Source organism: Halocynthiibacter namhaensis (genome assembly GCF_000812685.1).
GTDB lineage: Bacteria > Pseudomonadota > Alphaproteobacteria > Rhodobacterales > Rhodobacteraceae > Halocynthiibacter > Halocynthiibacter namhaensis.
Window position 1 is genome coordinate 389,588 of the sequence record NZ_JWIF01000056.1, and the last position, 17,518, is coordinate 407,105.

General features: G+C 53.0%; 17 protein-coding genes. 2 read left to right on the plus strand and 15 right to left on the minus strand.

Going from position 1 to position 17,518, the window contains the following annotated elements; genetic code table 11:
• Positions 1-131: 131 nt before the first annotated feature.
• The 7 genes from RJ38_RS09900 to RJ38_RS09930 all read right to left on the minus strand — a co-directional run bounded on the left by RJ38_RS09900 (position 132) and on the right by RJ38_RS09930 (position 6,535).
• Positions 132-1,100 carry an ABC transporter permease gene (locus RJ38_RS09900; protein ID WP_039018657.1) on the minus strand — a complete coding sequence of 323 codons (969 nt, stop codon included), beginning with the start codon at positions 1,098-1,100 and terminating at the stop codon, positions 132-134.
• A complete protein-coding gene (locus tag RJ38_RS09905; RefSeq protein ID WP_039018658.1) occupies positions 1,100-2,206 on the minus strand; it encodes an ABC transporter permease in 1,107 nt (368 codons plus the stop codon). The genes RJ38_RS09900 and RJ38_RS09905 overlap by 1 nt, the downstream gene beginning before the upstream one ends.
• Complete coding sequence (locus RJ38_RS09910; RefSeq protein ID WP_082005697.1) at positions 2,206-3,804, minus strand: ABC transporter ATP-binding protein; 1,599 nt, start codon at positions 3,802-3,804, stop codon at positions 2,206-2,208. Before RJ38_RS09910 ends, RJ38_RS09905 begins: the two co-directional genes overlap by 1 nt.
• Positions 3,805-3,813: 9 nt before the next feature.
• On the minus strand, positions 3,814-4,809 hold the full coding sequence (locus RJ38_RS09915; protein ID WP_039018659.1) for a BMP family lipoprotein: 996 nt from the start codon (positions 4,807-4,809) through the stop codon (positions 3,814-3,816).
• 159 nt (positions 4,810-4,968) lie between these two features.
• Complete coding sequence (locus tag RJ38_RS09920; RefSeq protein ID WP_238321674.1) at positions 4,969-5,388, minus strand: GNAT family N-acetyltransferase; 420 nt, start codon at positions 5,386-5,388, stop codon at positions 4,969-4,971.
• Entirely contained in the window at positions 5,389-5,982 is a 594-nt protein-coding gene (tsaB, locus tag RJ38_RS09925) for a tRNA (adenosine(37)-N6)-threonylcarbamoyltransferase complex dimerization subunit type 1 TsaB (protein WP_039018661.1), read from the minus strand.
• Positions 5,972-6,535 carry a NifU family protein gene (locus RJ38_RS09930; protein ID WP_039018662.1) on the minus strand — a complete coding sequence of 188 codons (564 nt, stop codon included), beginning with the start codon at positions 6,533-6,535 and terminating at the stop codon, positions 5,972-5,974. The genes tsaB and RJ38_RS09930 overlap by 11 nt, the downstream gene beginning before the upstream one ends.
• Before the next feature lie 156 nt (positions 6,536-6,691).
• On the opposite strand from RJ38_RS09930, the gene RJ38_RS09935 reads away from it, so the two are divergent.
• Complete coding sequence (locus tag RJ38_RS09935) at positions 6,692-7,450, plus strand: hypothetical protein (RefSeq protein ID WP_039018663.1); 759 nt, start codon at positions 6,692-6,694, stop codon at positions 7,448-7,450.
• A gap of 26 nt (positions 7,451-7,476) precedes the next feature.
• Here RJ38_RS09935 and RJ38_RS09940 read toward each other — a convergent pair whose 3' ends face one another.
• From RJ38_RS09940 to trpS, 5 genes are all read right to left on the minus strand, one after another.
• A complete protein-coding gene (locus RJ38_RS09940; RefSeq protein WP_039018664.1) occupies positions 7,477-7,932 on the minus strand; it encodes a universal stress protein in 456 nt (151 codons plus the stop codon).
• A gap of 70 nt (positions 7,933-8,002) precedes the next feature.
• Positions 8,003-8,866, minus strand: coding sequence for a branched-chain amino acid aminotransferase (locus RJ38_RS09945; RefSeq protein ID WP_039018665.1), 864 nt, complete (start codon positions 8,864-8,866; stop codon positions 8,003-8,005).
• Between the two features lie 101 nt (positions 8,867-8,967).
• On the minus strand, positions 8,968-9,468 hold the full coding sequence (locus RJ38_RS09950) for a hypothetical protein (RefSeq protein WP_039018666.1): 501 nt from the start codon (positions 9,466-9,468) through the stop codon (positions 8,968-8,970).
• 141 nt (positions 9,469-9,609) lie between these two features.
• Positions 9,610-10,080, minus strand: coding sequence for a hypothetical protein (locus RJ38_RS09955; RefSeq protein WP_039018667.1), 471 nt, complete (start codon positions 10,078-10,080; stop codon positions 9,610-9,612).
• A gap of 38 nt (positions 10,081-10,118) precedes the next feature.
• Positions 10,119-11,147, minus strand: coding sequence for a tryptophan--tRNA ligase (gene trpS, locus RJ38_RS09960; protein WP_039018668.1), 1,029 nt, complete (start codon positions 11,145-11,147; stop codon positions 10,119-10,121).
• On the opposite strand from trpS, the gene RJ38_RS09965 reads away from it, so the two are divergent.
• Positions 11,101-11,928 carry a rhomboid family intramembrane serine protease gene (locus RJ38_RS09965; protein ID WP_082005698.1) on the plus strand — a complete coding sequence of 276 codons (828 nt, stop codon included), beginning with the start codon at positions 11,101-11,103 and terminating at the stop codon, positions 11,926-11,928. The two genes, trpS and RJ38_RS09965, sit on opposite strands and share 47 nt — an antisense overlap.
• On the opposite strand, the gene murJ is transcribed toward RJ38_RS09965, so the two are convergent.
• The 3 genes from murJ to RJ38_RS09980 are packed head-to-tail and all read right to left on the minus strand — an operon-like array spanning position 11,925 to position 17,434.
• The gene (gene murJ / locus RJ38_RS09970) at positions 11,925-13,463 is read right to left on the minus strand and encodes a murein biosynthesis integral membrane protein MurJ (protein ID WP_039018670.1); all 1,539 of its coding nucleotides are present in this window, start codon (positions 13,461-13,463) and stop codon (positions 11,925-11,927) included. The genes RJ38_RS09965 and murJ overlap by 4 nt on opposite strands.
• Before the next feature lie 13 nt (positions 13,464-13,476).
• Entirely contained in the window at positions 13,477-16,260 is a 2,784-nt protein-coding gene (locus tag RJ38_RS09975) for a [protein-PII] uridylyltransferase (protein WP_052245337.1), read from the minus strand.
• Position 16,261: 1 nt separating this feature from the next.
• On the minus strand, positions 16,262-17,434 hold the full coding sequence (locus RJ38_RS09980) for a penicillin-binding protein activator (protein ID WP_039018671.1): 1,173 nt from the start codon (positions 17,432-17,434) through the stop codon (positions 16,262-16,264).
• Positions 17,435-17,518 lie beyond the last annotated feature (84 nt).

The following is a 17,518-nucleotide window of genomic DNA, read 5'->3' on the forward strand; positions in this document are numbered from 1 at the left end:
TTCTAAACTCAACGCCTCAGGTGGGGAATTGATGCAAAAACAGGGGGGAAATTCCCCCCTGGCCTTATCATTTTTATGTACCTGGTCCTATTTTGACATTCCTGTGTTGCAGAAATTGTCTAATCTAAGCCTTAACGTTCTTTAACATAAGCTTCGCCACCCGCTTTTGGTGGAATAGCCTTGCCGATGAAGCCCGCAAGAATCACCACGGTCAGGATATACGGTAGGGCCTGCATGAACTGCACTGGGATTTCAAAGGCGCCAGTATCAATGGATTGATACCGGTTTGCGATGGCTTCTAGGAACCCAAACAACAGACAGGCAATCAGCGCTTGAACCGGGCGCCATTTCGCAAAAATCAGCGCAGCAAGGGCGATAAACCCACGACCAGCGGACATGTCTTTTACGAAACCAGCGGCAAGTCCAGTTGACAGGTAAGCCCCAGCAAGGCCACACAGCACGCCACAGATAATCACGGCGGAATAACGCAGTCGCACGACCGAAATACCAGCAGTATCTACCGCGCCGGGATTTTCACCTACAGCACGCAGGCGCAAACCAAAGCGCGTGCGAAACAGTACGTACCAAGACAGGGGTACGATCAGAAGCGCGACATAGACTAAGACGGTGTGACCCGAGATCAGCTCGGCATAAATTGGGCCGACCACGGGCACATCTTGCAGAGCGTCCGCCACAGGCCATTCCAAATTGGCAAATCGCCCAGACCCGCTAAGTGGGGGGGTGCGGCCGCCTAAGCCAAACCAAGCTTGGCCAATCACAACGGTAAGGCCTGCCGCGAGGAAGTTGATCGCAACACCTGAAATCAATTGGTCGCCACGAAACGTGATCGAGGCAACGCCATGGATCAATCCCAAGAAGACGGAAATCCCGATGCCGGAAGCTAGGCCAAGCCAAACGTTGCCAGTGGCAGCAGCGACAGCGGCAGACAAAAATGCAGCGGCCAGCATTTTACCTTCAAGCCCGATGTCAAAAATCCCGCCGCGTTCGGAAAACAAACCCGCAAGGCAGGCCAGAAGCAAAGGGATCGCCAAGCGAACTGCGCTGTCTGAAATCTGTATGATTGTATCGAAAAATTCCATCATACTGCTCCATTCTGAGTGGGCTTGCGCAGGACTAGAAATAGGTTTTCCAGCGGACGCCGGATCATGCCGTCAAGTGCGCCTGTGAATAGGATCACCAAGCCTTGAATGACAATAACCAAATCGCGTGGGATGCCTTCCCACAGGGAAAGTTCCCCGCCACCTTGGTACAAGAACCCAAATAGAATAGAGGCCAAGATGACCCCAACAGGATGCGACCGCCCCATCAAAGCTACCGCAATACCAATGAAGCCAGCGCCTTCTGTTGCATTTAGGATCAGCCGTTCGCTTTCGCCCATCACGTTATTGATCGCCATCATCCCAGCAAGACCGCCAGAGATCATCATGGCAATCACGGTGATTTTCAGCGGTGAAATACCAGCATATTCGGCGCCACGTTCACCTTGTCCAAAGGCCCGCATGGCGAAGCCAAGACGTGTGTGCCACATCAAGACCCAGAACAAGAAAGCACAGATCAAAGCCACGAAAAAACTAACGTTGGCCGGTGCATGTTTGAAGATGTTCAGGCCGAAAACGGCGAAGATCTCGTTGAATGTTGGCAAATGCGCACCAGCAGGAAAGTTGGAAGATGCGGGATCCATGCTGCCAGGCACTTTCAATACTTCGACCAACAGATAGCCAATAAGCGCGGCTGCGATGAAGTTGAACATGATCGTTGTAATCACGATGTGGCTGCCGCGTTTGGCCTGAAGATATGCCGGAATAAATGCCCATGCGGCCCCGAAAACGGCACCCCCAATGGCGGCAGCTGGCAAAGCAACCAACCAATGCGGCCAATCGATTGCCAAGCAAACAAGTGCGACGCCTAGACCACCCAACAGCGCTTGGCCTTCACCACCGATGTTGAAGATCCGTGCATGAAACGCGACAGCAACCGCGAGGCCTGTGAACATAAAGTTCGTGGCATAATACAGCGTGTAGCCAAGGCCTGTGGTGCTTCCGAATGCACCGTCAAACATGGTTGTGATGGCAACAATCGGGTCCTTGCCGATTGCCAAGATGACCAAACCAGACACAAGAAAGGCGAGCACCAGATTGATCAGTGGAATCAGGATGACATCCGCCCACTTTGGTAACTTTTCCATCAGATCGCCCCCCCGTTCCCGGATGTATCCATACCGGCCATCAGCAGACCAAGTTCTTTTTCATTGGTGCTTTCGGGCAGGCGTTCGCCCATGACTTGGCCGTCAAACATCACGGCAATTCGGTCAGAAAGCGATAGGATTTCTTCCAGCTCAACAGAGACCAACAAGATTGCTTTACCTTGGTCACGTAGTGCGATGATTTGCTGGTGGATGAATTCAATTGCCCCCACGTCGACGCCGCGGGTTGGTTGGCCGATCAGCAGAAGATCTGGGTTGCGAGAGATCTCGCGAGCAAGGACAATCTTCTGTTGGTTGCCACCCGAAAAGTTCCGCGCGTGTAGGGATGGATTGGGTGGGCGTACATCAAACTGTTCCATATGTTCGGCACATGTTTGGTGAATTGCGGCGTTATCCATCAAGATTTTACCGTTGTATTCAGGTTCATTGTGATACCCAAACGCGGTGTTTTCCCAAGCCGAGAATTCAAGGATCAAGCCTTCACGATGGCGATCTTCCGGGACGTGGGCAATGCCGCGATGGCGGCGGCTTTGCCCGTCTGAATGCTTGCCGGTTAGATCCAATTCTTGGCCATTTAGCTTCACTGACCCGGTGGCGTTGGAATATCCGCCAAGCACTTCCATCAGTTCAGATTGGCCGTTACCAGAAACGCCGGCAATGCCAAGGATTTCGCCTGCGCGAATGTTTAGGTCAATACCTTTGAGACGCCGCACGCCCGCGCTGTCTATGACTTCAAGGTTTTGAATCTCAAGGACATTATCGGCTGGGTTGGCAGGTGTCTTGTCAACTTTCAACAGAACTTTGCGGCCAACCATGCGTTCTGCAAGGTCTTCGGGGGACGTGGTGGATGTAGGGATCGTGCCCTTCATCTCGCCCCGACGCATAACCGAAACGGAATCTGTGACATCCATGATTTCCCGCAATTTATGGGTGATCACAAGGATGGTTTTGCCTTCGTTCTTCAAGTTCCGCAGAATTCGAAACAGGTGGTCTGCTTCTGCGGGGGTCAGAACGCCGGTGGGTTCGTCCAAGATCAGGATCTCGGCCTTGCGATAAAGCGCTTTCAGGATCTCAACGCGCTGCTGATGACCAACGGAAAGGTCTTGGATCAGCGCATCTGGATCAACATCCAGTTCATATTCTTTCGCAAGCTGTGTCAGGCTTTTGCGCGCCTTGGACAGGGAAGGCGTTAGGCGCGGTCCATCTTCGGCCCCCAGCACAACGTTTTCCAACACAGTGAAATTTTCGACCAGTTTAAAGTGCTGGTGCACCATGCCAATCCCCGCGCGGATTGCGGCTTGGCTGTCAGGAATCGCGGTGAGTTTTCCGTCAATCCAGACTTCTCCGGTATCGGCTTTATAAAAACCGTACAGGATTGACATCAATGTTGATTTCCCTGCGCCATTCTCGCCGACGATCCCATGGATCGCGCCTTTGGCAACGGAAATTGTGATGTCTTTATTCGCCTGTACCGGCCCGAAAGCTTTGGAAATACCCTTAAGCTCAATTGCGGGGGGCGGTGTGGCGGGTGAGGCTGGAGCGGCAGTTGCCTGCCGCTCCTTATTTACCGAACTCTGCATGAATTAACCTTAGTTAACCGGGCAGGATTCGTCAGACATGTAGTCATGCACTGTGATTTCACCGGCGATGATTTTCGCGCTGGCTGCTTCTACAGCAGTGCGCATTTCCGCGGTGATAAGCGCGTCGTTGTGCTCGTCCAGAGAGAAGCCAACACCGGCATTCGAAAGACCCATTGACAGTGTCACACCGGTCTCAAGTTCTTCAGCCGCAGAGAAGACGTCGTAAACAGCATTGTCTACGCGCTTCAACATGGATGTCAGAACAGAACCTGAGTGCAGGTGATTTTGGTTGCTGTCCACACCAATGGAAAGCACGCCTTCGTCAGCGGCGGTTTGCAATACGCCCAGACCTGTACCACCAGCAGCGGCGAAGATTACGTCAGCGCCTTGAGAGATTTGCGCGCGTGTGAGTTCGCCGCCTTTTACTGGGTCATTCCATGCGGCAGGTGTTGTGCCTGTCATGTTTTGGATGACGGTTGCGTCAGGGTTTGCCGCTTTCGCGCCTTGGGCGTAACCACATGCGAATTTGGAAATCAGTGGGATGTCCATGCCGCCAATGAAGCCAACAGTGCCAGATTTGGATGCCATCGCAGCCAGCATACCCACAAGGTAAGAACCTTCATGTTCCGCGAAAGCGATCTGGCGGATGTTCTCGCCTTCCAACCAGTTCACATCGATGATTGCGAATTTGGTGTCTGGGAATTCTTTAGACACAGTATCCAAGGCCGCCGCATAACCAAAACCGGTTACAACGATTGGATTCGCACCGCGTTCTGCAAAGCGACGCAGAGCTTGCTCGCGCTGTGCTTCGGACTGGATCTCAACTTCCAAGAAGGAGCCGCCAGTTTCTTCTGCCCAACGTGTCGCACCGTTGAAGGCCGCTTCGTTGAAGGATTTGTCGAACTTGCCGCCAAGGTCAAAAATAACGGCGGGGTCTGCAAGCGCGGCCGCAGTAGAAATTGCAAGGGTGGCAGCTGCGCCAAGGAATGTCCGCATCAGGGTCATAGGTCTCTCCCGGTTTATTATTCTTGCTGTTCGTCATTGTTGCGAACAGCGTTCTGATTAAGCTGATCAAAAAGATCATCCGCAATTAAGGCCGTTTCAAGGGGGGAGGGTCAACTGCTTTTTGCCTGATTGGCAGGATTCAGCGGCCTGTGTGGGGATTTATGTAGTCAGGTTGCAGGAAAACACGAAGGCGTCGATGGTTTGCCCGTCTTGGGCGCGATAATATCGGGGGCGTTTCCCCGCTTGGATGTATCCTGACCCAGCGTAAAGTGAGATGGCTGGGGTGTTGTCGGCGGCGACTTCTAGGAATGATTCTATGGCACCTGCGGCTTTGGCTTGGGCATGATAAGACTGTACCAGTTGGCGACCTAAACCCACACCGCGCGTCGTGGGAGTGACGGCAATGGTCAGAAGTTCGGCTTCTGGACCTGCGACGCGCCCAAGAATGAAACCTGTTGTCGTGCCCTCATAGATGACACCGGGCATATCTTGTAGGTCAGCAAATTCCTGTGCCGACCAAGGGCGGGGCGTTTCAAAGCAAAGCGCATGCAGTTGCGCCATTTCCTGCGGTGTCATCATTCATTCGACGATCTGAGGCAGGGGATCTTTGGGCGGCGCGGCATCTGCGGCACGGATATAAAGCGGCGCAGGGCGCGCACTGTCAGGGGCATTTTGTGCGATCTTTGCGATCCGAATGGCGATCTCAGTCGCTGAGAGCGCGCTGAATTCACAGCAAGTTAGATCGCTGGCAGGAAGATCAATGCGTGGCAACAACGATGGGCTATCACCATCATTTGCCAGCATATATACTTGATCTCGGGGGGCGTTTACCAAGGCCCGCCAAGGCGTGTCTATGCCATGTGACGCGATCTCAAACCCGTTGATGCCAATTGCAGGGATGTTCAGCGACAAGGCGAGGCCGCGCGCGGCAGAGACTGAGATGCGGATGCCGGTGAAATTTCCAGGGCCGACACCCACGCCAATACGGGTAATGTCAGACCAAGATTTATCAAGATCAGACAGCATGTCTTCGATCATGGGCAGCAGGTGCTCGGCTTGGCCCTTTGACATCATATCACCACGCACTGCGATGATTTCGCCATCACAAAGCAAAGCGGCCGCGACATGCGCGGCCGAGGTGTCAAAGCCAAGTGTTAAGGTCTTAGGCGGCAACGGGGCGCACCTCTGTGACCTCAGGGATATAGTGGCGCAACAGGTTTTCGATGCCCATTTTCAAGGTCAAAGATGCGGATGGGCAACCGGCGCAAGCACCTTGCATATGCAGATAAACCACGCCGCGATCAAACCCATGGAAAGTGATGTCGCCCCCGTCCTGTGCAACGGCTGGGCGCACACGTGTATCAAGCAGATCTTTGATTTGATCAACGATATCAGAATCTTCCCCAGTGTGTTCTGCATGACCGGTGGCAGATGGACCGTCGCCTGCCATAACCGGTTGACCTGATTGGAAGTGTTCCATGATCGCGCCAAGGATTGCAGGCTTGATATGGTTCCAGTCCACGTTATCAAGTTTGGTTACTGTGATGAATTCATGCCCAAAGAATACGCCATCAACGCCTTGGACCGTATAAATACGCTGTGCCAGAGGTGAAGGTGCAGCAGATGAGGCTGTCGGAAAATCTGCGGTGCCGCTGTCTAGAACAGTCTGACCCGGCAGAAATTTCAAAGTCGCAGGGTTTGGCGTGGATTCGGTCTGAATAAACATGGGAAGCTCCGTTGTTGGTTCAGATATGGCCCCGATGAGGGCAATAGTCAAGTTTTAGAACGGTTCTAAGCTGTTGTGTTGTACGTGAAGAACAGGTTCTTGAAAGAGCAGTGTGACCGATGCAGACTAGTGTTCGAGTTTTTGAAAGGTGTTGGAATGAAGATTTGGTTGGTATTGGCCGCAATTTGGTTCGGGGTGACGCAACCCGCTGTGGGGGCGCCAGATCGTTGGGTGGCAATGGATGAACAAATCATTGGGCAAAATGAAACCCATTTCTTTGTGTTGCGCAAAATTGAAGACAACCTTGGCTATCACAGTACCACAAAGTCAGATGTGTACTTGATTTCACGAAACCTATTCACGGGGATTGATGAACGCATTTGGCCGGTCATGAGAACCATAGACCACGGGGCATATTACTTCCAAAATGGCCACGAACAGCGTGTTGAGAACCTTGGGGCTGGCGAACGGGTTAACCCGTTTGACATCTTACTTTGGCGACAAGCATGGCGGGTTTTACCACGAGAGATTGAGGCAGATAGAAATTGGCTCGAAATGGATGCGATCGTTTTAGAAGAAGGGTTTCGTGTCTCTCTTCCATCGACTGTGTACGAAGCAGACATGGACCCCATGTTCACAGCACTTAAGGATAGCACCACGCGCACCCGACGGATCCTGAATTCGACTTCTGACAGGCATGATTGGGACCGGCACCTGACCGCGAACATCAATCTACTCGCAAGCGGGGATTGGGCGCTTGAGGCGGCGTGCGAAATCGATGCGGTCTATCTTCCAAGCGCGTCGAACGAAGGTGCCATTTTATCGATCGTGGCAAAAGTTGTCTGCGGAAATGCGGAAGAAGACGGCGGCTTTTCTTATTGGACTGTGTTGCCTGTGGTCGAAACACAGGATTGAAGCATGTTGGCGAACATCAGTTGGATTTAGGTGATTGCCTCTAGGCGTTCTTTGGACAATTCTCCGGGTACAATTGTGATAGGGATCGATAGTGTACCAGAGGCCTTGGTGAGCTGAGTGACCAAGGGACCAGGCCCCTTCTTGTCAGTGCCTGCGCCAAGAACAAGAACGCCAACTTCTGGGTCATCTTGGACTTGCGCCAAGATCTGTTCCACAGGTTCACCCTCACGCACCACCAGTTCAGGATCAACGCCTTGCTTGTCGCGCATCCATTTCGCGAAGACCTCGAAATGCGCAACGATACGTTCGCGGGCTTCTTCGCGCATCAAATTGCCAACACCGACCCAATGATTGAACTCATCCGGTGGGATGACGGATAGAATTTCAACACCGCCACCAGTATGGGCAGCACGCATAGCAGCAAAACGGATGGCATTCAGGCATTCACGGCTGTCATCCAGCACAACAAGAAATTTACGCATTAAAATCCTCCTAGCGTGTACCTATGATGACCGGGGTTGGGCACGGGTGCAAGCCTGACATTCAGTCAACTCAACTGCCAGAGTGGGCCCAATCCCAATAAAGCTCGCGTGCACGTCGTGTGATAGGGCCAGTTTGGTAATGCACGTCATCAAATTTGGAAACCGGGGTGATTTTCGACATGTTGCCAGTGAGGAAAACCTCATCGGCACCTTCAAAATCATCATAGGTCAAAACGGCTTCATGCACTTTCACACCATCGGCCCGTAGGTTCTCAATGTGACGTGCCCGGGTGATCCCAGATAGGAAAGTGCCGTTTGCGATGGGGGTGAAGACCTCACCATCTTTGACCATGAATGCGTTGGATGTGGCGGATTCGGCGACATTTCCCGTGACATCACAGGCCAGCGCGTTGGCAAATCCCTTTGATTTGGCTTCCATCAGCATGCGCGCATTATTGGGGTAAAGGCAGCCGGCCTTCGCGTTGACCACCGCAGATTCCAAAGTGGGGCGACGGAAGCGTGTGCGCGTCAACGTCGTTGTTGCCTCTGTCGGGGCCATGGGGACTTCCTCAAGGCAGATTGAAAAGCCGGTTGTGTCGGCCGATGGGACGATCGCAGAATGATCCCCGTCAATGCCCCAATACATAGGCCGGATGTAGACTGCCGCGCCCTTTTCAAACATCGCGAGCCCTTCATGGGTGAGGGCGACAATCTCGTCAGTCGACATAGTCGGGGTCAACATGAGAGCCTTGGCAGATCGGTTGACGCGTTCACAATGCTTGTCGAGATCTGGCGTCAATCCGTCAAACAAACGCGCTCCATCAAACACGGTGGAGCCAAGCCAAGCCGCATGATCTGCGCCAGAAATGATGGGAACATCGCCCTTATGCCAGGTGCCGTCGAAATACGTGCGGATGTTTTTGCTGACAGCCATCGGATCAATCCCCCAAGGTCGATATTGTTGTTAACGCAACGATATGGCGGGAAAGGTCAGAGGTCCAGACCCTAATGCGCATCTGAGACTGTAGAGTTGCATCAAGCCTGCGGCGCCGGGTTTTCTCTGGTAAACCAGCCATTGAGGTGGTCAGGCAGGCTTTCATGAGAGAAAAAGGTTAAGATAAGCCGATCCGTCATAAACCCCTGAGGGCGATGGAGCAATTGCCCGTCATATGTGACCAAACGGTTTTCTTTAAAATCTACCACTGTGTTATCAACAATGGTGCCACAGCCAGGCCCACCTTTTAGGTAGATCACGCCAGCTGATTTATAGTCACCATCTTGGTGCAATACGGGCATGAAATCGGGTAGGGGTTCGTGTTTGTGAAAAGAAAAAACGTCTAATTTGATGCAAAGCGTTTCTTCCATATATTGCCGCAGAACCGGCATATCATCGATCACATCTGGTGTCCGTTGTCCTCGCCAGGAATAGGTTGTCCCGTCCCGTTTATTTTCCTCATCACATGTGAAATATGGAAATTGAGTGCTGCGCTCGAGGATCTGGTCAAAGAACGGCAGGAAATTGTCAACCACGATCATATTAAAATACCTTCAAATTGCTGAAATTCTGAGCCAAATAATACCGTCAAATGTGACGCGACCAAGATTTTCGATCTCAGCGACATTGATCTATAAGCTTAGCACCGCTGTTGCACAATGCCAGGCTCGGGGTCATGGCGATTAAACGTTACTCGCTAAGCTGGGCGGTTCGTCGTAAGAGAAAAACGTTAAGACCATACGATCCATGGGAAATCCTTCAGGACGATGTAGTGTTTGTGAACTATAACAGGTCAACCTGTTTTCTTTAAACTCGACAAGCTGCTCATCTACAAAGGTACCACAACCAGGCCCGCCCGTTAGGTAAATGACACCGGCTGTTTGGAAACCCCCATCGCGATGCAGTCTGGGCATAACGTCGGGCATTGGCGTGTGTTTGTGAAAATACATGTTGGCCAGATTGATTCGCAACTGCACTTCTAAATGGTGTCTAAGCACATTCATCATCGGCACAAGGTTGGTTGTTCGTACGCCGCGAAACTGAAAAGACGGACCATCCATTTCATGTTCTTGAGCATCAGTAAAATAGGCGAAATGTTTACTGCGGGTCATGATTGCATCGTAAAACGGTAGAAAATTGTCAACTTGAATCATGATGGTACACTTTATATTTGCTGCGGATACGGGGAAGCTTAGCGTGAACGTACAAATCCGACAATTTCGTAGGTTTTCTCAAGGATTGGGCGGGCGATGGCCTCGGCGCGCTCAGCTCCTCGGCCAAGGATCTTGTCGATCTCGGCTGTGTCTTGCATGAGGCGCGACATCTCGGACGAAATCGGGGACAGCTTTGCAACGGCCAATTCTGCAAGTGCTGGTTTGAACGTGCCGAACTGCGATCCGCCGTGATCGGCCAGAACCTGGTCCACAGTCATATCCGCAAGGCCCGCGTAGATGTTCACCAGATTGCGCGCCTCTGGGCGGTCTTCAAAACCCGCAATTTCTGAGGGCAGGGCATCAGCATCAGATTTGGCTTTGCGGATTTTCTTGGCGATGTCGTCAGCTGAATCGGTCATGTTGATCCGGCTCATGTCGGAGGGATCAGATTTTGACATCTTCTTAGACCCATCGCGCAAAGACATCACACGCGTTGCGGCACCCTCAATCACGGGTTCGGTCATGGGGAAGAAATCAACGCCATAATCATGGTTAAACTTGGCGGCAATATCGCGCGTCAGTTCAAGGTGTTGTTTCTGATCATCCCCCACGGGCACATGGGTTGCGTGATAAATCAGAATGTCAGCGGCCATCAAAGCAGGATAGGCGAAAAGACCAAGGGACGCGTTTTGGGCGTTCTTACCAGCTTTGTCTTTGAACTGTGTCATGCGCTGCATCCAGCCCATACGCGCCACACAGTTGAAGATCCAAGACAGTTCAGCGTGGGCCGACACTTGGCTTTGGTTGAACAGAACAGATTTCTCAGGATCAATGCCCGAAGCAATGAAACCGGCAGCCAATTCGCGTGTCGCATGACGCAGATCCGCCGGGTCCTGCCAGACAGAAATCGCGTGCATATCAACCATGCAATAGATGCTTTCGATGCCCTCGTTTTGCTTTTCAACAAAACGTTTCAGTGCACCAAGGTAATTCCCAAGTGTAAGGTTGCCGGATGGCTGAATGCCGGAAAAGATGCGGGTCGGGTGGGTTTGCGCTGCGTCGGTCATCAGTGGCCTCGGATCTGGTGCTGGATTTCTTCTGCTTGCTGGCTTACCCATGGCAGGCAACCACGTCAACCGGAGCACGCCCCAGATGTATCAAAACCAAAACGCAGCCCCCGTGAATCCCTTGCCGCATGTGTTGATTTTGCTTGCGGTCGCGCTGGGCGCCGCTGAGCCGTTTTTATATCTTCAGAAACTTGGGCTGTTGGGCGGTGTTTCGGGGTTAGACGGGCGCAGCGCACTGTTGCAAGATTTTTTTCTGCCGGCGGGGCAATTGTCATGGATGTTAGAAAATGGCCGCTTTGATGGTGCCCTGTTAAAGCGTTTCGTGACCTATATATTCGTTGATGGCAGCTTTACCGGCACGGTGTTCACCTTGGTTTTCACTCTCGCTTTGGGCAATATCGTGGCACGCGCCTTTGGCACTTGGCGCTTTTTGGTGCTGTTCTTTGTGCCTGCCGTGGTTGGGGCCGTTGCTTATTCATTGATCGCCGGGGCAGTTAGCCACAACGGTGCATTATATGGGGGGATGCCTGGTGCGTATGGCCTGATCGGGGCGTTCACTTGGATGATGTGGGCAGGTGTTTTGCGCCATCCGATGGGCGAAACCAGTCCGTTTGCGCTGATCGGGTTTCTGGTGGCATTTCGTGTTCTTCTTGCGCCCGTCTTTGGGTGGCATTGGGCCACGACTGCCGAATGGGGCGGTTTTATCATGGGTTTTGCGTTAAGTATTGTTTTGGTTCCTGGGGGCTGGGCAAGTCTTCTGCGCCGACTTCGGAAGCGTTAACCTTTGCTGCGACGGAAGGAAGCTTTGAGGTCCGACAGGCGAAACGCACCAAGCAACTGGCCAAATACACCATAAGACAGCATCCCCGAGACAACCAGGATCAGCAAGGCCAACCAGCGCCATCCGCCATACCCAAGCATCGGCCCGACGAGGTTTAGGGTCAAAAACAGCCATCCGCCCATCAGAAGGCTGGCAAGGCAGATGCGCCACAAGCGTTTGCGGAACAGATCGTCGAAACGTGCGACCTCGCCCAAGCGTTTCGACCCGATCCAAAGCATCAAAAGCATGGCCCAGCCGGATAAGGTGGTTGCAATGGCCGCAGCAAAAAAGCCGATGATGGGCATCAAACCAACGGCGACGACCGCATTTACGAACATTGACACCAAGGCGAATTTGAATGGGGTCTTTGTGTCTTCGCGGGCGAAATAAAGCGGTTGAAGGACCTTTTGCAGCACAAAGGCGGGCAAACCCAAACCATAGATCAACACAGCCAAGGCTGTTTTCTCGGTGTCCTGGGCCACGAAAGCCCCGCGCTCAAAAAGAACGGAAACCAAAGGGGCGGGGATGGCGACCAGCGCGACGGCGCAAGGCACGGTTAACATCAGCGCCATTTCCCCTGCACGCGACAGAGATTCACGCCCCGCTTTGTCATCATTTGATGCAAGTCGGCGCGATAATTCAGGCAAAAGCACGATGCCAATCGCAATGCCAACCACACCAAGGGGCAGCTGATACAGCCGATCCGCATTATAAAGCCAAGATACAGCGCCGTCGGTTTGGCTGGCGACCTGACGACCCACCAAAAGGTTGATCTGCACAACGCCCCCGGCAAGGGCAGCCGGTGCCGCGATAAGGGCGAGGCGCTTCAGATCAGGGGTTAAGCGGGGCCAACGCAATTGCGGTGCGAAACCGGCACGTTTCACGGCAACCCACACCAGTACAAGCTGGGCGATGCCACCTATCGGCACGGACCAGATCAGGGCGCGTGCGATGTCATAACCCATCCAGGCGGCGACCCCAATGGCGCAGATGAAAACGATATTCAGCAAGACAGGGGCAGCAGCGGCGGCTGCGAAATGGCGCATGGCATTTAACATGCCTGACAATAAGGCGGCCAGTGAAATCAAGATGATATAAGGAAAAGCGATGCGGCCGAAATCTACCGTGAGGTCAAATTTGTCTGTTCCGTGAAAGCCTGAGACCTGTAACCAGACAAGGGCTGGCATGAAGATTTGCGCAAGAAGTGTCAGCACAATAACCACACCGGTGAGCCCGACGAAAGCGTCAGATGCAAAGCCGCGTGGGTCATCACCGCTTTCCAGTTTTTTGGAAAACATCGGCACGAAGGCCATATTCAGCGCACCCTCGGCAAAGAAGCGGCGGAACAAGTTGGGCAACGCAAAAGCTGCCACAAAAGCTTGGTGGGCAGCGCCGGTGCCAAGATATGAGGCGATCAAAACATCACGGGCAAACCCCAAAATGCGGCTGGCCAATGTCCAAAACCCAACCGTGAAAAAACCGCGCGCCATTTTCATGCGTAATCTGCCCTTATGTGCGCGCCCGTTCGGCGCCTTGTGTAATTGCCTCGCGCAGTTTCTTTTCAAGCGACTGCTGCTTGGTCTCTGCGTGATATTTTAGACCAAAGGTATCTTTGACGTAAAATGTATCCACCACCTGTTCGCCATAGGTCGCAATCACCGCAGATGCAATGTTGACGTTTAGCTCGGCAAGTGCGCGGGTGAGGTCATACAGCAGGCCTTTGCGATCACGGGTGTCGACTTCGATGATCGTATAAAGTTCGGAACCCTCGTTATCAAAACTGATGTTGGTGGGTACCCGGAACGATCGTTCGCGTTTGTGGATTTTATCCTTATCTTTCAATGCATCACGTGCGATGATCTTGCCTTGAAAGATCTTATGGATCATCTGGTTTAGACGCTTATACCGACTTTTGGCAAAGGGGTGGCCATCACCATCTTGCACCCAGAACACAGCCGTCGCATAGCCATCTTTTGACGTATAGGTGCGTGCATCGACCACATTGGCTCCGACGATGGCCAAAGCCCCGGCCATGCGTGAAAAAATCCCGTGGTGATCGGCCATAACAAAAGCGATGCGCGTGGCGTCTCGGTCCTCGTCGGCGACAATATCAGTTCGGATTTCGTCATCGGGGATGTCATGTAAAAGCTTGGCGAAAGCAACATGTTGACCAACGCGAAGCCCCTGCCAATAGGGATCGTAGTGACGTTTTGTTTCGGCGGTAAGGGCTTTCTTCGACCAGTCAGGCAGGGCGGTACGCAGGGCTTTGCGGGCCTCGGTTGATCGGGCTTTTGTGGTGAGGGCTTCGATACCGTTTTCAAGCGCGTTTGCGGTTTCTTCATGCAGACGACGGATCAACATGGCCTTCCAGTTGTTCCAGGTGTCCGGGCCAACGCCCCGAATGTCGCAAACTGTTAAGACCGTCAGCAAATCAAGGCGACGGCGTGAACGCACACGTTTTGCAAAATCACGCACGGTGCGGGGATCGGAAATGTCACGTTTTTGAGCGACGTCGGACATGAGAAGATGATGACGTACCAACCATTCAGCGGTTTCGGCTTCTTTCTTGTTCAACCCAAGACGGGGCGCAACTTTGCGGGTGATTTTTGCCCCCAAAACAGAGTGGTCGTCCGGGCGACCTTTACCAATGTCATGCAGCAGCAAGGCGAAATAGATGGTTTTGCGATTGATGCCCTGTTCCAAGATGCTGGAGGCAACGGGCAGTTCTTCGACCAATTCTTTGCGCTCGATCTGGGCGAGGTTTGAAATACATTGGATCGTATGTTCATCAACCGTGTAGGAATGATACATATTGAATTGCATCATTGCTACGATTGGTTCAAATTCAGGTACAAACGCCGCCAGAACCCCAAGCTCATTCATCCGTCGCAAAGCCCGTTCGGGGTTGCCATGTTTCAGCAGAAGTCCCGTGAAGATGCGCACGGCTTCAGGGTTTTTGCGCATGTCATCGTCAATGAGATCAAGGTTTGCAGACAGCAAACGCATGGTGTCGGGGTGGATCAAATACCCCGTGCGCAAAGCTTCTTCGAACAGGCGTAGAATGTTCAGTTTGTCTTGCAGGAATGTCGTCTCATCGCTGATCGAGATGCGGTTCTGAACGATTTTTAAGCCCTTCATGAGACGTTTCCGATGGCGGAAAAGCTTTAGAAGGTCGGGGGCTTGTTTGACATGGCTGGCTTCGAGTTCGGTTAAGAAAATACGGGTCAGTTCGCCAACACGTGTGGCGTGGCGAAAGTAATCTTGCATGAATATCTCAACAGCGCGGCGCCCGGTCTTATCAACATAGCCCATGCGATCTGCGACCTCGACCTGTAGATCAAAAGTCAATTTGTCGGTGGGACGTTTGGTCAAAAGATGCAAGTGACATCGCACCGCCCATAAGAAGTTTTCGGCATCAAGGAAGGCCTCAAATTCGTCACTGGTGAACAGATTTAATGCACCAAGATCAGACACATCGTGGGCACCATGAACGTATTTTGCGATCCAAAACAGACTTTGCAGATCGCGCAATCCGCCTTTTGCTTCTTTCACATTTGGTTCAACCATGTAACGTTGCCCACCCTGCTTTAGGTGGCGGGCCGCACGTTCTGACAGCTTCGCTTCGATGAACTCAGAGGCGGTGTCTTTGAATAACTCATTGTCCAATGTGTCGCGCATCTCTTGGGCAAGACGTGCATCACCGGTGATATATCGGTTTTCCAGCAAAGCGGTGCGAATGGTGAAATCTTCACGACCTTGATTGACGCAATCACGAATGGTGCGGGTGGCATTGCCGACTTTCAGCTTCATATCCCAGAGAACATACAGCAGGCTTTCGACCACGCTTTCGCCCCAAGCGGTGATTTTCCAAGGGGTGAGAAACAGCAGGTCGACATCGGATTGCGGGGCCATTTCCCCGCGCCCATACCCCCCGACCGCAATCAGGGCCAGGCGCTCACCTTCAGTGGGCAGTGGGTTTGGGTGCAAGCGTTTGGTGACCACGTCATAGGCTAGGGCCAGGATCACATCCATCAACCAACTGCGTGCACGTACAGTGGCATGGGCATTGCGAGGGGTTTTTGCGAATTCTTCGGCAATAACGGCGGACCCTGCTTCAAGCAGGCTGCGCAGAATATGGGTCACGCGTGCGCGCATTTCGCGGCTGTCAGTAGCGTCGGCTAAAGCGTCGCGTAAAATTGATTGTGCGGCCTCTGTGTCAATGATCAGATCTGGCGCGCAGATAAGGGATTTGGCAGCAGGCGCAGGCAGGTTGATCCCGCCCGCGCCTGTCATATCAGAAGCCTGCGCCACCGAAGGATCTCGGGGCAGGTGAGATTTCGGTTAAAACACCGCCACGAATGGTGGAGACAGCCAAAGCGCGCTGTGCGGAACCATCAGGTAAAAGGCGGAACACGCCACTTACACCAGCAAAACCTGAGGACTGGGTAAGGGAATTCACCGTCAATGCATCGGAACGACTCGTTTTCAACAGGGCACCAACAGCGGCCATCCCGTCATATGCAACGCCTGCGATTGGATGAGGGGCGCCACCATAAGCCGCTGTGTATCGCGAAATAAAGGTTTGCTGCATGCGCGCGTCAGGTGTTGCGAACCATCCACCTTGCACACCAGGCTGTGTCAGCATCGTGGCCGGACGATCCATGCGACGCAAACCGATGAACTGCAATTCTTGCTGGGTGACGCCGTTTTCACGCAACATTTGGGTCGTCAGGCCCAAGGCCCCCGCGCCACCAGAGGTGAAGAAAATCGCGTTGCTACCGTTATTACGTGCTTCGCGGCTGATCCCTGGGGCAGATTGGATTACCCCGTTTTGAGACAGTTCAAATCCAGCGGTTGCGGTGACAGTGCCACCAGAGGCCTGAACGGCCGAGGTGATCGCATCACGGCCACGGCTTTCATTCGAGTTGTTGCCATGGACAACCATGATCTTGTTACGACCTTGTGCGACAGCGAATTGTGCCAAACGACTTGCGGTGTTGCGATAGCTGTTGCCAAGGACAAATACGTTACCACCCGCAATGGATGTGTTGTTTGAGAAGGACAGAATGTTCACGTTGCGATTTGCAACGGCGACGCCAGCGGCATTGGCCGCTGGTGCGAACACCGGGCCAAGGATGATTTTTGCGCCATCATTCACCGCGCGCGTTGCAGCGGCTGCGGCCATTTCTGGCTGACCACCTGTTGCGTAAACGCGCAGGTCGATGTTCACACCATCCAGATCAGCCATCGCAAGGCGGGCTGCATTTTCCAAGGAACGTGCCAGGGTTGCATCAGACGCACGGGGCGATTCGTGTGGAATCAGCAGCGCAACCGGCACCGCGCGGTTGGTGTTGACCGACGGGCCTTGGCCAGGACCGGCATCAATACATGCCGAAAGCGCAAAAAGGGTGAATAAAACAGTGGCTCTGGCGAGTTGAGCGCGCAGAAAAGATAAAACAGCAGACATGGGGTTTCCTCGTTCCCTCGGACAGAAGATAAGCAGGTGTGCAGGGTATGCTTTCGCCACCCAGCTGTAAACGCGCGACAAGGG

Excerpts from the sequence above, each read along its gene's own strand:
- RJ38_RS09900 (WP_039018657.1), bottom strand. The coding sequence starts at position 1,100 with ATGGAATTTTTCGATACAATCATACAGATTTCAGACAGCGCAGTTCGC.
- RJ38_RS09905 (WP_039018658.1), bottom strand. The coding sequence starts at position 2,206 with ATGGAAAAGTTACCAAAGTGGGCGGATGTCATCCTGATTCCACTGATC.
- RJ38_RS09910 (WP_082005697.1), bottom strand. The coding sequence starts at position 3,804 with ATGCAGAGTTCGGTAAATAAGGAGCGGCAGGCAACTGCCGCTCCAGCC.
- RJ38_RS09915 (WP_039018659.1), bottom strand. The coding sequence starts at position 4,809 with ATGACCCTGATGCGGACATTCCTTGGCGCAGCTGCCACCCTTGCAATT.
- RJ38_RS09920 (WP_238321674.1), bottom strand. The coding sequence starts at position 5,388 with ATGATGACACCGCAGGAAATGGCGCAACTGCATGCGCTTTGCTTTGAA.
- RJ38_RS09930 (WP_039018662.1), bottom strand. The coding sequence starts at position 6,535 with ATGTTTATTCAGACCGAATCCACGCCAAACCCTGCGACTTTGAAATTT.
- RJ38_RS09935 (WP_039018663.1), top strand. The coding sequence starts at position 6,692 with ATGAAGATTTGGTTGGTATTGGCCGCAATTTGGTTCGGGGTGACGCAA.
- RJ38_RS09940 (WP_039018664.1), bottom strand. The coding sequence starts at position 7,932 with ATGCGTAAATTTCTTGTTGTGCTGGATGACAGCCGTGAATGCCTGAAT.
- RJ38_RS09945 (WP_039018665.1), bottom strand. The coding sequence starts at position 8,866 with ATGGCTGTCAGCAAAAACATCCGCACGTATTTCGACGGCACCTGGCAT.
- RJ38_RS09950 (WP_039018666.1), bottom strand. The coding sequence starts at position 9,468 with ATGATCGTGGTTGACAATTTCCTGCCGTTCTTTGACCAGATCCTCGAG.
- RJ38_RS09955 (WP_039018667.1), bottom strand. The coding sequence starts at position 10,080 with ATGATTCAAGTTGACAATTTTCTACCGTTTTACGATGCAATCATGACC.
- RJ38_RS09965 (WP_082005698.1), top strand. The coding sequence starts at position 11,101 with ATGCCGGAAAAGATGCGGGTCGGGTGGGTTTGCGCTGCGTCGGTCATC.
- trpS (WP_039018668.1), bottom strand. The coding sequence starts at position 11,147 with ATGACCGACGCAGCGCAAACCCACCCGACCCGCATCTTTTCCGGCATT.
- murJ (WP_039018670.1), bottom strand. The coding sequence starts at position 13,463 with ATGAAAATGGCGCGCGGTTTTTTCACGGTTGGGTTTTGGACATTGGCC.
- RJ38_RS09975 (WP_052245337.1), bottom strand. The coding sequence starts at position 16,260 with ATGACAGGCGCGGGCGGGATCAACCTGCCTGCGCCTGCTGCCAAATCC.
- RJ38_RS09980 (WP_039018671.1), bottom strand. The coding sequence starts at position 17,434 with ATGTCTGCTGTTTTATCTTTTCTGCGCGCTCAACTCGCCAGAGCCACT.